This is a genomic window from Kitasatospora sp. NPDC097691 (genome assembly GCF_040302665.1).
In the GTDB taxonomy this organism is placed as follows: domain Bacteria; phylum Actinomycetota; class Actinomycetes; order Streptomycetales; family Streptomycetaceae; genus Kitasatospora.
The window spans coordinates 254,073-268,196 of record NZ_JBEORY010000003.1 but is presented as its reverse complement, the minus strand read 5'-3'; the positions used below and the strand labels follow the sequence as shown (position 1 = coordinate 268,196).

Annotated in this window: 12 protein-coding genes and 1 tRNA gene; 6 read left to right on the top strand and 7 right to left on the bottom strand. The window is 70.2% G+C overall.

The features are described from left to right. Positions 1–111 precede the first annotated feature (111 nt). The 3 genes from pyk to ABTY56_RS03955 all read left to right on the top strand — a co-directional run bounded on the left by pyk (position 112) and on the right by ABTY56_RS03955 (position 2,308). Positions 112–1,542 (top strand): pyruvate kinase, encoded by a 1,431-nt coding sequence (gene pyk, locus ABTY56_RS03965; protein WP_350626232.1) that lies wholly within the window; start codon positions 112–114, stop codon positions 1,540–1,542. A 110-nt stretch (positions 1,543–1,652) separates the two neighbouring features. Continuing rightward, positions 1,653–2,012 carry a type II toxin-antitoxin system RelE/ParE family toxin gene (locus tag ABTY56_RS03960; protein WP_350626230.1) on the top strand — a complete coding sequence of 120 codons (360 nt, stop codon included), beginning with the start codon at positions 1,653–1,655 and terminating at the stop codon, positions 2,010–2,012. Then, positions 2,009–2,308, top strand: a complete 300-nt coding sequence (locus tag ABTY56_RS03955) for a helix-turn-helix domain-containing protein (RefSeq protein WP_350626228.1) — start codon at positions 2,009–2,011, stop codon at positions 2,306–2,308. The genes ABTY56_RS03960 and ABTY56_RS03955 overlap by 4 nt, the downstream gene beginning before the upstream one ends. Positions 2,309–2,325: 17 nt before the next feature. Here the strand turns inward: ABTY56_RS03955 and ABTY56_RS03950 are convergent. Continuing rightward, positions 2,326–2,408, bottom strand: a tRNA-Leu gene (locus tag ABTY56_RS03950). A gap of 94 nt (positions 2,409–2,502) precedes the next feature. Here ABTY56_RS03950 and ABTY56_RS03945 point away from each other — a divergent pair. Continuing rightward, a complete protein-coding gene (locus ABTY56_RS03945; protein WP_350626226.1) occupies positions 2,503–3,159 on the top strand; it encodes an ANTAR domain-containing response regulator in 657 nt (218 codons plus the stop codon). Between the two features lie 57 nt (positions 3,160–3,216). Here the strand turns inward: ABTY56_RS03945 and ABTY56_RS03940 are convergent, their stop codons facing one another. From ABTY56_RS03940 to ABTY56_RS03915, 6 genes are all read right to left on the bottom strand, one after another. After that, positions 3,217–3,933: an ABC transporter ATP-binding protein gene (locus ABTY56_RS03940; protein ID WP_350626224.1), complete on the bottom strand. Its 717-nt coding sequence runs from the start codon at positions 3,931–3,933 to the stop codon at positions 3,217–3,219. Next, positions 3,930–4,811 carry an ABC transporter ATP-binding protein gene (locus ABTY56_RS03935; RefSeq protein ID WP_350626278.1) on the bottom strand — a complete coding sequence of 294 codons (882 nt, stop codon included), beginning with the start codon at positions 4,809–4,811 and terminating at the stop codon, positions 3,930–3,932. Before ABTY56_RS03935 ends, ABTY56_RS03940 begins: the two co-directional genes overlap by 4 nt. Positions 4,812–4,819: 8 nt before the next feature. Continuing rightward, on the bottom strand, positions 4,820–6,751 hold the full coding sequence (locus ABTY56_RS03930; protein ID WP_350626222.1) for a branched-chain amino acid ABC transporter permease: 1,932 nt from the start codon (positions 6,749–6,751) through the stop codon (positions 4,820–4,822). Between the two features lie 5 nt (positions 6,752–6,756). Next, the gene (locus ABTY56_RS03925; protein WP_350523537.1) at positions 6,757–7,686 is read right to left on the bottom strand and encodes a branched-chain amino acid ABC transporter permease; all 930 of its coding nucleotides are present in this window, start codon (positions 7,684–7,686) and stop codon (positions 6,757–6,759) included. Positions 7,687–7,865: 179 nt separating this feature from the next. Continuing rightward, positions 7,866–9,095, bottom strand: a complete 1,230-nt coding sequence (locus ABTY56_RS03920; RefSeq protein WP_350626220.1) for a branched-chain amino acid ABC transporter substrate-binding protein — start codon at positions 9,093–9,095, stop codon at positions 7,866–7,868. 578 nt (positions 9,096–9,673) lie between these two features. Then, positions 9,674–10,138 (bottom strand): PaaI family thioesterase, encoded by a 465-nt coding sequence (locus ABTY56_RS03915; RefSeq protein WP_350626218.1) that lies wholly within the window; start codon positions 10,136–10,138, stop codon positions 9,674–9,676. A gap of 363 nt (positions 10,139–10,501) precedes the next feature. On the opposite strand from ABTY56_RS03915, the gene polA reads away from it, so the two are divergent. Both polA and ABTY56_RS03905 read left to right on the top strand, forming a co-directional pair. Beyond that, positions 10,502–13,186 (top strand): DNA polymerase I, encoded by a 2,685-nt coding sequence (gene polA, locus ABTY56_RS03910; RefSeq protein WP_350626276.1) that lies wholly within the window; start codon positions 10,502–10,504, stop codon positions 13,184–13,186. 137 nt (positions 13,187–13,323) lie between these two features. After that, positions 13,324–14,085 (top strand): GNAT family N-acetyltransferase, encoded by a 762-nt coding sequence (locus tag ABTY56_RS03905; RefSeq protein ID WP_350626216.1) that lies wholly within the window; start codon positions 13,324–13,326, stop codon positions 14,083–14,085. Positions 14,086–14,124 lie beyond the last annotated feature (39 nt).

The following is a 14,124-nucleotide window of genomic DNA, read 5'->3' as shown; positions in this document are numbered from 1 at the left end:
CACACCGGTCCGAGGGTGTGTCAGATTGTTCAACTCGCCTTACCGCAAAGGTCATCCCGCAGTCCGGACCCGCCTCGTGGTTACGCGCCGGTAATGCCTAGTCTCAGCACTATGCGCCGAGCAAAAATCGTCTGCACCCTCGGGCCCGCCGCCGACTCGTACGACCAGATCAAATCCCTGGTCGACGCCGGGATGGACATCGCCCGATTCAACCTCAGCCACGGCACCCACGCCGAGCACGAGGAACGCTACCGACGCGTCCGTAAGGCCGCCGACGAGACCGGCCGGAGCGTCGGCGTCCTCGCCGACCTTCAAGGCCCGAAGATCCGCCTCGACACCTTCGCCCACGGGCCGGTACTTCTCGAACGCGGCGACGAGTTCACCATCTCCACCGACAAGGGCGTCGTGGGGGACAAGGACATCTGCGGAACCACCTACACCGGGCTCGCGGGCGACGTCAGCCGCGGCGAACGCATCCTCGTCGACGACGGCCGCGTCACCCTGGAGGTCGTCGCCGTCGAAGGGCCTCGCGTGCGGTGCCTCGTCATCGAAGGCGGCCTGGTCTCCGACCACAAGGGCCTCAACCTCCCCGGCGTCGCCGTCTCCGTCCCCGCACTCAGCGACAAGGACGTCGCCGACCTGCGATGGGCGCTGCGCACCGGGGCCGACCTGATCGCGCTCTCCTTCGTGCGGAGCGGACGCGACATCGAGGACGTCCACCGGATCATGGCGGAGGAGGGCCGGTACGTCCCGGTCATCGCCAAGATCGAGAAGCCGCAGGCGGTGGAGAACCTCGAATCCGTCGTCGACGCCTTCGACGGCATCATGGTGGCCCGCGGCGACCTGGGCGTGGAGATGCCCCTCGAACAGGTCCCGCTGGTCCAGAAGCGCGCCATCAAGCTCGCCCGGCGCAACGCCAAGCCGGTCATCGTCGCCACCCAGATGCTCGACTCGATGATCAACGCCTCCCGGCCCACCCGCGCGGAAGCCTCCGACGTCGCCAACGCCGTACTGGACGGCACCGACGCGGTGATGCTCTCCGGCGAGACCTCGGTCGGCAAGTACCCCGTCGAGACGGTCAAGACCATGGGCCGGATCATCGAAGCCGCCGAGAACGACATCCTCGCCGCAGGACTGCCCCCGCTCACCGCCGGCAGCAAGCCGCGCACCCAGGGCGGCGCCGTCGCCCGCGCGGCCGCCGAGATCGGCGACTTCCTGCACGCCAAGTACCTGATCGCCTTCACCCAGTCCGGCGACACCGCGCGCCGCCTCACCCGCTACCGCTCACCCATCCCGGTGCTCGCCTTCACCTACGAACCGGCCGTGCGCAGCCAACTCGCCCTCACCTGGGGCGTGGAGACCTTCCTCGGCCCCTTCGCCCCGACCACCGACCAGATGGTCGAACAGGTCGACGCGGCCCTGCTGTCGCTCGGCCGCTGCCAGAAGGGCGACATCGTCGTCATCACGGCCGGCTCACCCCCCGGCCTCGCCGGCTCCACCAACCTCGTCCGCGTCCACCACGTGGGGACGCTGGACGCCTGAGCGTGAATCGATCGGCCTTCCGAGGGCGGCATCCCCCATCTGGTGGGATGCCGCCCGTCGACTGTCGGATCGGCGGGAGTGTGGCCTGGCGCCCTCATAACATCCGTGTTATGACTTGGGGAGAGGTGGAGCTCGAACCGGAGGTCCGGGATTGGATCCTCGGGCTGAGCCAGGACGATCAGGGAACGGTCGCGTTCTACGTGGACCTGCTGGCCGTCCGTGGCTCGCTGCTCAGCGAGCCGTACAGTCGGCAGTTGCACGGAAAGCTTCGAGAACTGCGCTTTCATCTGGGCGAACTGGACATGCGCATCACCTACTGGATCGCGTCCGGCAGGAGGATCATCCTGCTGACCGTGTTCCGTAAGACGCGCATGCGTGAGACCGGCGAGGTCGACCGCGCGAGGCGGGCGATGCGCCGTTGCGTGGCTGAGCAGCACACCGCCGACGAGGATGAGGAGTGGTCGAGATGAGCGAACGCACGTCCTGGCGGTCCATGCGGGAGGAGATCCTCAACCGACCCGGTGCCGGCGCAGCCTACGAGGCCGCGCGGATTCGGTTCGAACTCGGCGAGACCGTACGCCTGCGCCGCGAGGCCCTCGGTATGACCCAGGCCCAACTGGCTTCCGTGACCGGGATGAAGCAGCCCGCCATCGCCCGTTTCGAGGCAGGGGGGACGATGCCCACGATCGTGGTCCTTGAACGGCTCGCGGAAGCGCTCGGAATGCGGCTCACGGTCGAGCTGGAGCCATTGGACAGGGCGAGCTGAAACGCGGAGCGGGAGGGTGCCGGGTGCGGGATTCGAACCCGCAAGCCCTTTCGGGCAGATGTGTTTGAGACATCCGTGTATGCCGTTCCACCAACCCGGCGGGGTCAGTCCCGACAGAGCATACCGGCTGCGTGCGGTCGGCCGCTGCTAGGTACCCTCGATTACTGCAGTACCCCGCCGGAACTAGGAGCCCCGTGAGCACCGCCGACGAGCAGGCACAGCCGCTTGAGACCGATACGCCCCAGATCACCCGGATCGTGATCGCCGAGGACGAGGCGCTGATCCGTCTCGATCTGAAGGAGATGCTGGAGGAGGAGGGGTACACCGTCGTCGGCGAAGCGGGGGACGGGGCGACGGCGGTGCAGTTGGTGGAGGAGCTGAAGCCGGATCTGGCGATCTTCGATGTGAAGATGCCGGTTCTGGACGGGCTGTCCGCTGCCGAGCAGATCCACGAGAAGCACCTGGCGCCGGTGTTGATGCTGACGGCGTTCTCGCAGCGGGAGCTGGTGGACCGGGCGCGGGACGCCGGGGCGATGGCGTACATCGTCAAGCCGTTCTCGAAGTCGGACCTGGTGCCGGCGATCGAGATGGCCGTGTCGCGGTACACCGAGATGCGGGCGCTGGAGAGGGAGATCGGGGATCTCACCCAGCGGTTGGAGACCCGGAAGCTGGTGGACCGGGCGAAGGGTGTGCTGCAGACGAAGTTCGGGCTGAACGAGCCCGCCGCGTTCCGGTGGATCCAGAAGACGTCGATGGACCGGCGGATGACGATGGCGGCGGTGGCCGAGGCGGTCATCGAGGAGGGCGAGGCCCAGGACCGCAAGAAGGCCGAAGAGGCCAAGGGGGAGTAGCGAGGACGGGAAGGGCCCGGCAGAGCGGATCTGCCGGGCCCTTCGTCATGTGTGGGCTCAGTCCTCGCCGAGGTAGGCCTTGCGGACGGACTCGTCGTGGAGGAGGTCGGCGCCCGTCCCGGAGAGGACGATGCGGCCGGTCTCCATGACGTAGCCCTGGTCGGAGAGGGACAGGGCCGCCTGGGCGTTCTGCTCGACCAGGAGGATGGTCGTGCCGGACGACTTGAGCTCGACGATGGTCGCCATGATCTTCTGCATCATCAGCGGGGAGAGGCCCATCGAGGGCTCGTCCAGCATGAGCAGCTTGGGCTGGGACATCAGGGCCCGGCCCATGGCGAGCATCTGCTGCTCGCCGCCCGACAGCGTTCCCGCGGCCTGCTTGCGGCGTTCGCCGAGGATGGGGAAGAGGCCGTAGGCGCGTTCGACGTCGGCGGTGATGCCGGCGGTGTCGGAGCGCAGGAAGGCGCCGAGGAGGAGGTTCTCCTCGATGGTCATGCGGGGGAAGATGTGCCGGCCTTCGGGGGAGTGGGCGAGGCCGAGGGACACGATCTTGTGGGCGGGGACGGTGGAGAGGTCCTGGCCGTCGAAGGTGATGCGTCCGGCGGTGGGCTTGAGGAGGCCGGAGAGGGTGCGCAGGGTGGTGGTCTTGCCGGCGCCGTTGGTGCCGATGAGGGTGGTGACCTCGCCCTGTTCGACGGTGAAGCTGATGCCCTTGACGGCTTCGATCTTGCCGTAGGCGACGCGGAGGTCCTCGACCTCGAGGAGTGCGGTCACTGGTCGGTCTCCGTAACGATCTCCGGGCCTGCCGGGGCGGTGTCTGCCGGGGCGCTGTCTGCCGGGGCGGTGTCTGCCGGGACGGTGTCTGCCGGGACGGTGTCTTCGAGCGGTGCGCCGAGGTAGGCGGTGATGACGCGCTCGTCGTTCTGGACGGTCTCGCGGTCGCCCTCGACGATCTTCTGGCCCTGGACGAGCACCGCGGTGCGGTCGCAGAGGTTGAAGATGAAGCGCATGTCGTGCTCGATGACGAGGATGGAGATGCCCCGGTCGCGGATGGCGAAGACGAGTTCCTCGGCGGCGCGGGTCTCCTGGGGGTTCATGCCGGCGGTGGGCTCGTCGAGGAGGAGGAGGCCGGGGTCGGAGGCGAGGGCGCGGGCGATTTCGAGCTTGCGCTGCTCGCCGTAGGGGAGGTTGCGGGCGAGGTGGTCGGCCTTGTCGGCGAGGCCGGTGAACGCGAGGAGTTCCATGGCCTTCTCGCGGCTCTCGGCTTCGGCGCGGTGGTAGCCGGGGCCGCGGAGGATGGCGGAGAAGATGCCTTCCTTGGTGCGGGTGTGGCGGCCGACGAGGACGTTCTCCAGGACGGTCATGTTGGCGAAGAGCCGGATGTTCTGGAAGGTGCGGGCGATGCCGGCCTGGGTGACCAGGTGGGGCTTGGGGGGCAGCAGGACGTCGCGGTAGCGGACGGCGCCCTCGGTGGGGACGTACAGGCCGGTGAGGCAGTTGAAGAAGGTGGTCTTGCCGGCGCCGTTGGGGCCGATGAGGCCGATGATCTCGCCCTCGCCGACGGTGAGGGAGACGTCGTTGACGGCGGTGAGGCCGCCGAAGCGCATGGTGACGCCGGTGACTTCGAGCAGGGGTGCGGCGGTGGTGGTCATCGGGTCGTTCACGCCCCTGCCTTGGTGAGTGCGGTCGGCTCGCCGGTGGGTTGGGCCGGGATGGTGGCCTCGTGGAACTCCAGCTGCCGGCGGCGGTTGGGGATGAGGCCCTCGGGGCGGACGCGCATGAGGATGATGAGGGCGGCGCCGAAGGCGAGGAGCTGGTAGTCGGCGAGGAACTCCAGCTTCTTCGGGATGAGGAAGAGGAGGGTGGCGCCGGCCAGCGGTCCGCTGATGGTGCCCATGCCGCCGAGGATGACGGCGGCGAGCAGGAAGGCGGAGTTGGGCGGGAGGGCCTCGGCGAAGGTGTACTGGTCGGGGGTGACGGTGTAGCTGACGTGGGCCTGGACGGTGCCGGCGAGGCCGGCGAGGCAGGCGCCGAGGGCGAAGGCGAGGAGCTTGAGGCGGAAGCCGTTGATGCCCATGGCTTCGGCGGCGGTCTCGTCCTCGCGGATGGCGACCCAGGCGCGGCCGATGCGGGAGTTGCCGACCCGGGCGAAGACGAGCACGACCAGGGCGGTGACGAGGAGCATCAGCAGGTAGTAGTTGGAGAAGCGGCCGAGTTCGATGCCGGCGACGGTGTGGGTCTTGCCGAGGTCGAAGCCGAGGATCTCCAGGTCGGGGATCCGCGGGATGCCGTTGGAGCCGTTGGTGATCTTGGGGCCGGTGGTGCCGTTGAGGTTGAGCATGGTGATGCGGAAGATCTCGCCGAAGCCGAGGGTGACGATGGCGAGGTAGTCGCCGCGCAGCCGCAGGGTGGGGGCGCCGATCAGGACGCCGAAGACCATGGAGACGACGGCGCCGGTGAGCATCGCGGCCCAGAACGGGAACTGGACGTGGATGGGCGAGGCGGGGGAGCCGGAGACCAGGGCGGCGGCGTAGGCGCCGACGCCGAGGAAGGCGACGTACCCGAGGTCGAGCAGGCCGGCCAGGCCGACGACGATGTTGAGGCCGAGGGCGACGGTGGCGAAGATCAGGATGTTGGTGGCGACCGAGGTGTACTGGTCGCTGCTCTGGGTGAAGGGGAAGCTGGCGGCAGCGGCGAAGGCGGCGCCGGTGGTGACCGGGCGGTGCTTGACGGTCAGCGCGCGCAGTCGGGCGATCAGGCCGGACTTGGTGAGGGCGGCGACGGTCGGGCCGGCGAACAGCAGGTAGCAGATGAAGAGTTCGCCGTACTCGGTGTCGATGCCGAAGGTGATCGCGAAGAGGCCGAGCCCGAAGGCGACGATGATGAGCAGGACCTCGAGCCAGGAGGGGAGTTGCCGCGGCGCGGGCAGCGGGCGCTCGATCCGGCCGAGGCGCAGCCAGGTGTTGGCGAGGTGGCCGAGTTGGAGGAGGAGGACGGCGCCGGTGGCGATGGCCACGCCGCCGGCGAGGGCGGTCATGACGGGGGCGACGGGCTTGTCGGTGGGGATGGCGTGGGTGGCGAACCAGACCAGGGGGGCGGCCGGGACGAGCAGGAAGAGGCGCTTGTCGACGATCCGCAGGGGGACGGCGGTGCGGCGGTCGAGGGGGAGGCCGAGGGCGCCGAGGACGCTGAGCAGGCCGCCGGCGGCGAGGACCCAGCCGCCGGGTTCGAGGTTGACGAGGCCGTCGAGTTCGACGGCGATGGAGGCGACGGAGTAGACGCCGACGGCGAGGGCGCCGGTGGCGGCGTAGAGGACGGCGTTGTTGCTGCCGGCGGGGGCGGCCCAGCGCAGGCCGGGGACGCCTTGGGCGGCGAGCAGCAGGACGAGGGTGAGGGCGCCCGCGGCGAGGGCGAGCCACTGGAGGCCGGCCGGGGAGCCGTAGTAGGTGAGGTCGCCGGGGAAGTCGGAGGTCCAGGTCCAGGACATGGCGGCGGAGGCGGCGGTGGCGAGGGCGCCGAGGCCGGTGAGGGCCGCGGCGGCGCGGGCCGGCAGGGGGATGACCGGGGTGGTCTCGGTGGTCGTGGTGGTCATGGTGGTCACGCCCTGTCCGCGACGCGCTCGCCGAGCAGGCCTTGGGGCCGGACGAGGAGCACGAGGATGAGGAGTACGAAGGCCCAGACGTCCTTCCAGGCGCCGCCTCCGAAGAGGTGCATGCCGGGCAGGTGCTGGATGTAGCCGGTGGCGAGGGCTTCGGCGAGGCCGAGGGCGAGGCCGCCGAGCATGGCTCCGTAGATGTTGCCGATGCCGCCGAGGACGGCGGCGGTGAAGGCCTTGAGGCCGAGGATGAAGCCCATCCGGAAGTCGATCTGGCCGCTGCGCAGGCCGTAGGCGATGGCGGCGACGGCGGCGAACGCGGCGCCGATGGCGAAGGCCATGACGATGATGCGGTCGGTGTCGATGCCCATCAGCTTGGCGGTGTCGGGGTCCTGGCTGGTGGCCTGCATGGCGCGGCCGGAGCGGGTGCGGGTGACGAACCAGCCGAGGGCGAGCATGCACAGCGGGGCGGCGATGATCAGGAAGAGGTCGCTGCGCTGGATGGTGACGGAGCCGAGGCTGAAGGGGTCGCCGGGGATCTTGGGGAAGACCCGGGCCTTCTTGGCGTCGGGGTAGAAGGAGAAGACGAGTTGCTGGAGGAAGATGGAGAGCCCGATCGCGGTGATCAGGGGGGCGAGCCGGGGCGCGTTGCGCAGGGGGCGGTAGGCGAAGCGCTCGGCTGCGACGGCGGTGAGGGTGGAGACCAGGATGCCGGCGATCAGCATCAGCGGTAGGGCCAGCCAGAGGGTGGTGCCGCCGGGGAGGGCGAGGTAGGCGGTCAGGGCGCCGAAGCCGCCGACCATGACGATCTCGCCGTGGGCGAAGTTGATGAGCTGGACGATGCCGTAGACCATCGTGTAGCCGATCGCGACGAGTCCGTAGAGGGCTCCGAGGATCAGGCCGTTGGCCAGCTGCTGCGGTAGGTCGTGCACCGCTGGGCCTCCGTAGTGCGTTCTGGGGTGTCCGCGTGGGTGGTGGATGTGGGGGCGCGCGGGGGCACTCGTGGCGCCCCCGCGCGCGTGCTGTGCTGTCTGGCCGGCTCCCGGGGGAGCGTCAGCCGTCGGCCGGCTCCCGGGGGAGCGTCAGCCCTCGGCCGGCTCCCGGGGGAGTGTCAGCCGTTGAAGGTGCCGGACTTCTCCACGGCCCACTTGCCGTCCTTGACGGTGTAGACGGTGAGCTGCTTGTTGGTGGTGTCGCCGAACTCGTCGAAGGAGACCTTGCCGGTCACGCCGTCGAAGGAGACCTTCTGGACGGCGTCGCGGACGGCCTGGCGGGTCGGGGCCTTGCCGTTGCTGTCCTTCGCGGCCTGCTTGACGCCCTGGATGATGGCCCAGGCGCTGTCGTAGGAGTAGCCGCCGTAGGTCTCGTAGGCGTCCTTGTAGGCGGCGGCCTTGTAGTCCGCGATGAACTTCTTGGCGGTGTCGAGGGATTCGACGGGCAGGCCGACGGCGGTGGCGAAGTCGCCCTGGCCCTTGGGGTTGAGCTTGATGAAGTCGCCGCTCTGGATGCCGTCGCCGCCCATCAGGGGGATGTTGACGCCGGCGTCCTTGAGCTGGAGGGAGAGCGGGCCGGCGGCGGGGTACTCGCCGCCGTAGTAGACGGCGTCGGCGCCGGAGCTCTTGACCTTGGTGACGATGGCGGCGAAGTCGCGGTCGTCGGGGTTGACGTGCTCCTCGCCGGCGAGGGTGCCGCCGAGCTTGGTGAACTCGCCCTTGAAGGTGGCGGCGAGGCCGGCGCCGTAGGTCTTCTGGTCGTCGATGAGGAAGACCTTGGTCTTCTTGGCGTCGTTGTAGAGGAACTGGGCGGCGAACGGGCCCTGGACGGCGTCGGTGGTGGCGGTGCGGAAGTAGGACTTGAAGGGGCGCTTCTTCTCGCCGCTGGCCCACTTCTCGCCCTGGCTGAGGGCGACGCCGGTGTTGGCGGGGGAGACCTCGACCAGGTTCGCGTCGTCGAAGATCTGCTGCATCGACTGGGCGACGCTGGAGTTGAGGGGGCCGACGACGCCGAGCACCTTGGGGTCGCCGACCAGCTGGGTGGCGTTCTGCTGGCCGGGGGCCGGCTTGCCGGTGTCGTCCAGGGCCTTGATCTCGAACTTGACGCCCGGGACCTCGTTGGTTTCGTTGGCCTTCTTGACGGCGAGGTCCACGGAGTTGCGGATGCCGAGGCCGAGGGCGGAGAGGTCGCCGGTGAGCGGGGCGTCGACGCCGATGACGACGGTGGTGGAGGCGTTGTTGTCCTTGCCTCCGGCGCCGTCGGACTTGGCACCGCGGGAGCCACAGGCGCTGAGGCTGAGGGCGCCGATCACGGCAATGCTCACGACAACTGCAGAACGGTGACGCACGAGGGTCCCCTTCGGTTCAGGAGGCGCCCGCGCCGGAATGGCGGGAGCCGGAGTGCGCAGAGGGCCGGGCCCAATCGGTGGCGCGGTGACTGGCCGTGACTCTAGATGCCGTTGGGCGGCTCGGGCAGTGCTGCGAGCATGCTGTGATTCTCTTGTTATGAGCACACGGAGCAGTTGTCTCAGCATGTGGTCGTTTCGGCTCGATCGATCCGGCGCTTTCGGGCGTTTACGCGCTGGTAGGGCGATGTAAGGGCCAGAAATGCGGGTTGCGGCTGGCATCGTCGATAACCGGACAGTCATGTCCGATTCCCGGGTTTCGACCTTGCGCGTCCGTATTGCGGACGAGAAGGGCGCGGTGAAGTGGCCTCGGGGCGCCTGGGGCCCCCGGAGCCGGACCTGTGCTCGGATTTCCTGCCTGTTACGCAGCGTTACGGGAGCGGGGGTCGCCTCGGTGTGTCCGGGCATGCGAACGCCCCCTCGTTTGACCAACGCCTGCCCAGGGCGGTCGATGGTCAAACAAGGGGGCGGAAAAGGAATTTGATGCCGCGTCCGCTGAACTCGCGGCAGTTGTCGGCCCGTTAGAGGTCGCGCAGCATGCAGGTCAGCCGGCAGCTGGTGATCCGCTTGCCGGTGTCGTCGGTGATCGCGATCTCGTAGGTGGCGGCGGTGCGGCCCTTGAACACGGCCGTCGCGACCCCGGTGACCAGGCCGGAGGTCGCCGAGCGGTGGTGGGTGGCGTTGAGGTCGACGCCGACCGCGTACCGGCCGGGGCCGGCGTGCAGCATCGCCCCGATCGAGCCCAGCGTCTCGGCCAGCGCCGCCGACGCGCCGCCGTGCAGCAGCCCGTACGGCTGCTGGTTGCCCTCCACGGGCATGGTGCCGACCACGCGGTCGCCGGACGCCTCGACGATCCGGATGCCGAGCTTCTCGCCCAGGTGGCCGCCGGAGAAGGTCTCCGGGCTGACGCCCAGCTTGGCGAAGTGGTCCAGTACGTCCTGCGGGACGTTCAGGACGGGTGCGGTCTCGGGGGCCGCATCGGTCATGGGGGAACTCCTGCCGCTCGGGGGTCACGGGTCCTGCTGCCCGTGATCGTACGACCGTCCTACTCGGCGGTGGAGCGCGCGGCCGGGGGCTGGCGTGGCGGCCCCGGCGATGCGCCCCCGCCGACCCCGCCGGTGCGCCCTCACGGCCCCGGCGATGCGCCCCCGCCGGCTCCGCCGGGGCGGCACTCCGACCCCGCCGGTGCGGTGCCCTGCCCCCGTCGATGCCGTGCCCCTTTTGTCGGTGCCGGGCCATAGGATCGGTGGCCGGTAGTGGAATCGGCAGGAACGGACGTTGACGTGGCTACGCAGAGTACGGACAAGGGCGCTACGGGTGGCGGCGGGGCCGGCCCGCGGCCCCGGCTGATGCTGCTCGACGGGCACTCGATGGCCTACCGGGCCTTCTACGCCCTGCCCGTGGAGAACTTCAACACCTCCACCGGGCAGCCCACCAACGCGGTCTACGGTTTCGCGTCGATGCTCGCCAACACCGTCCGGGACGAGCAGCCCACCCACCTTGCCGTCGCCTTCGACCTCTCCCGGCAGACCTTCCGCTCCGTCGAGTTCCCCGACTACAAGGCCAACCGGGCCAAGACGCCGGACGAGTTCAAGAGCCAGGTCGGTCTGATCGGCGAACTCCTCGACGCCATGAGCATCCCCCGGCTGACCGCCGAGGGCTTCGAGGCCGACGACATCATCGCCACCCTGGCCACCGCCGCCGAGGCGGCCGGGTACGACGTCGACATCGTCACCGGCGACCGCGACTCGCTCCAGCTGGTCACCGACCACGTCACCGTCCTCTACCCGACCAAGGGCGTCTCCGAGCTCACCCGCTTCACCCCGGAGAAGGTCACCGAGAAGTACGGCGTCACCCCGCGCCAGTACCCGGACCTCGCCGCGCTGCGCGGTGACCCGTCCGACAACCTGCCCGGCATCCCCGGCGTCGGTGAGAAGACCGCCGCCAAGTGGGTCAACCAGTTCGGCTCCTTCGACGAACTGGTCTCCCGCGCCGAGGAGGTGAAGGGCAAGATCGGCGAGAAGCTGCGCGACAACCTCGACTCGGTCAAGCGCAACCGCGTCCTCACCGAGCTGGTCCGCGACGTCGAACTCCCGCTCGGCGTGGCCGACCTGGCCCGCTCGCCGTTCGACAGGGCGGCCGTCGGCACCCTGATGGAGTCGCTGGAGTTCCGCAACGCCAACTTCCGCGACCGCGTCTACGGCATCGACCCGGCCGTCGGCGAGGAGGAGGCCGCCGAGCTCGCCCCCGGCATCGAGGTGGACGGCGAACTGCTCACCGACCCGGGCACCCTGGCCGCCTGGCTGCGCGAGCACGCCTCCGACGGCAAGACCACGGTCGCCCTCGCCGCCGTCTACCAGTGGGCGCTCGGCGCCGGCGAGGTCACCGAAGTCGCCCTCGCCGCCGGGGAGACGGCCGCCTGGTTCGACCCGGCGCTGCTCGCGGAGGAGGACGAGCGGGCCTTCGCCGGCTGGCTCGCCGACCCGGCCGCCCCCAAGGCCCTGCACATCGCCAAGCAGGTCATGCGCGCCTTCGCCGAGCGCGGCTGGACGGTCGAGGGCGTCGTCGCCGACACCGCGCTCGCCGCCTACCTGGAGAAGCCCGGCCGCCGCACCTTCACCCTGGAGGTGCTCGCCGAGGAGTACCTGGCCCGCTCGCTCACCCCGGCCCCCGCCGCCGAGAGCGGCCAACTCGCCTTCGACGCACCGGAGGAGGACGAGACCGCCGCCGCGCAGTCGCTGATGCTCCAGGCCCGCGCCGTGCTCGACCTGGCCGCGCTCTTCGACACCCGCCTCGCCGAGGTCGGCGCCGCCGGGCTGATGCACGACATGGAACTGCCCATCGCCGCCCTGCTCGCTCGCATGGAGCGCTACGGCATCGCCGCCGACCGCGCGTGGCTCACCACGCTGGAGGCGCAGTTCGCCGCCGAGATCCAGCGCTGCGTCGAGGAGGCCCACGCCGCCGCCGGGCACGAGTTCAACCTCGGCTCGCCCAAGCAGCTCCAGGAGATCCTCTTCGGCGAGCTCGCGCTCCCCAAGACCAAGAAGATCAAGACCGGCTACACCACCGACGCCGACGCGCTGACCTGGCTCGCCACCCAGACCGACAACGAGCTGCCGGTCATCCTGCTGCGCCACCGCGACCAGGCCAAGCTGCGCACCACCGTCGAGGGCCTGCTCAAGACCGTCTCGCCCAAGGGCCGGATCCACACCACCTTCAACCAGATGGTCGCCGCCACCGGCCGGCTCTCCTCGCAGGACCCGAACCTGCAGAACATCCCGGTCCGCACCGAGGAGGGCCGCGCCATCCGCCGCGCCTTCGTCGTCGGCGAGGGCTACGAGTCGCTGCTCACCGCCGACTACTCGCAGATCGAGCTGCGGATCATGGCGCACCTGTCCGAGGACGAGGCACTGATCGAGGCCTTCGCCTCCGGCGAGGACCTGCACACCACCGTCGCCTCCCAGGTCTTCGAGGTCCCGGGCGCCGCGGTCGACGCCGAGATGCGCCGCAAGATCAAGGCGATGTCCTACGGCCTGGCGTACGGGCTGTCCGCGTACGGGCTCTCGCAGCAGCTCAACATCAAGCCCGCCGAGGCGCAGGGCCTGATGGACACCTACTTCGAGCGCTTCGGCGGCGTGCGCGACTACCTGCGCCGCGTCGTCGACGAGGCCCGCGCGACGGGGTACACCGAGACGCTGCTCGGCCGCCGCCGCTACCTGCCGGACCTCAACAGCGACAACCGCCAGCGCCGCGAGATGGCGGAGCGGATGGCCCTCAACGCCCCGATCCAGGGCTCGGCCGCCGACATCGTCAAGATCGCCATGCTCCGGGTGGACGAGGCGCTGCGCGCGGCCGGCCTCACCTCCCGGATGCTGCTCCAGGTGCACGACGAAATCGTCCTGGAGCTGGCCCCCGGCGAGCGCGAGCGGGTGGAGGCCGTCGTCCGGGAGCAGATGGCGGGTGCGTACCCGCTGCGCGCCCCGCTGGACGTCTCGGTCGGCGTCGGCGCGAACTGGGAGGCCGCCGCCCACTGACGGCGGCGAGCGGTACCCGGCGGGCCCGGACGCGTGGAGCGTCCGGGCCCGCCGTCGCACAGGGTCGCGGGGTCGCCCGGTCCGCCCACGGGAAACCGTTCCTTACGTTCGATCAATTTCGTACTACCGTAGGCGCAATGACAACCGGAACCCCTTCGACCGACCAGCCCATGTCCCTGGCCGAGGCGCCGCTGCGCCAGGCCCGGAACTCCGCCGCCTTCTGGACTGCGACCGGCCGGTCCCGGGGACACGAGGTGATCCGGCGCCGCGGGTTCGTCGCGGTCGACGGCGACGAGCGCGCCGGCCTGCGGGTCCTGATCCAGGAACCCGAGCTCGACCCGGGCGAACTGGCCGAGGTGAGCGAGCTGGTCCGCGGGGCCGCAGGGACGGCCTACGTCGAGGACCCGTTCAGCTCGGCCGACCTGAACCACCTGGGCCTGCGCAACTGGCAGATGCCGATCATGCTGCGCCTGCCCGGGCCCGTCGCCGAACCGGCCCTGGACGTGATCAGGGTGCGGCGGCTCGAGGACCTGTGGACGGCCGAGCAGGTCGTGATCGAGGGCTTCGAGCTGGACGGCTTCCAGCCTCACCGCCCCGGCGAGCTCTTCCCCCCGGCGCTGATCGAACAGCCGGGCGTCGACGTCTTCATCGCCTCGATCGACGGCGAGACCGCGGGAGCCGGCGTCAGCGTCCTGGCCGACGGCGTCGGCAGCCACTACTGGATCGGCACCTCGTCGGCGTTCCGCTCGCGGGGCGTGGGCCGGGCCGTGATGCTCGGAGCCCTCGCCCACCTGGCGGAGCTGCCGGTCACGCTCACCGCCTCGAAGCTGGGCAGGCCGCTGTACGAGTCGCTGGGTTACGCGGTCGCGGCGCCCTCGACCTGGTGGGCCTCCTCCTGAGCGACGGACCCGCGGTGACATCCGCCCGGCCCGTACTGC

What these genes read in the sequence shown, in the direction of transcription:
- pyk (WP_350626232.1), top strand. Translation starts at nt 112, where the DNA reads ATGCGCCGAGCAAAAATCGTCTGCACCCTCGGGCCCGCCGCCGACTCG.
- ABTY56_RS03960 (WP_350626230.1), top strand. Translation starts at nt 1,653, where the DNA reads ATGACTTGGGGAGAGGTGGAGCTCGAACCGGAGGTCCGGGATTGGATC.
- ABTY56_RS03955 (WP_350626228.1), top strand. Translation starts at nt 2,009, where the DNA reads ATGAGCGAACGCACGTCCTGGCGGTCCATGCGGGAGGAGATCCTCAAC.
- ABTY56_RS03935 (WP_350626278.1), bottom strand. Translation starts at nt 4,811, where the DNA reads ATGACCACCACCGCCGCACCCCTGCTCGAAGTCACCGGCGTCACCATG.
- ABTY56_RS03930 (WP_350626222.1), bottom strand. Translation starts at nt 6,751, where the DNA reads ATGACCACCACGACCACCGAGACCACCCCGGTCATCCCCCTGCCGGCC.
- ABTY56_RS03915 (WP_350626218.1), bottom strand. Translation starts at nt 10,138, where the DNA reads ATGACCGATGCGGCCCCCGAGACCGCACCCGTCCTGAACGTCCCGCAG.
- polA (WP_350626276.1), top strand. Translation starts at nt 10,502, where the DNA reads ATGCTGCTCGACGGGCACTCGATGGCCTACCGGGCCTTCTACGCCCTG.
- ABTY56_RS03905 (WP_350626216.1), top strand. Translation starts at nt 13,324, where the DNA reads ATGACAACCGGAACCCCTTCGACCGACCAGCCCATGTCCCTGGCCGAG.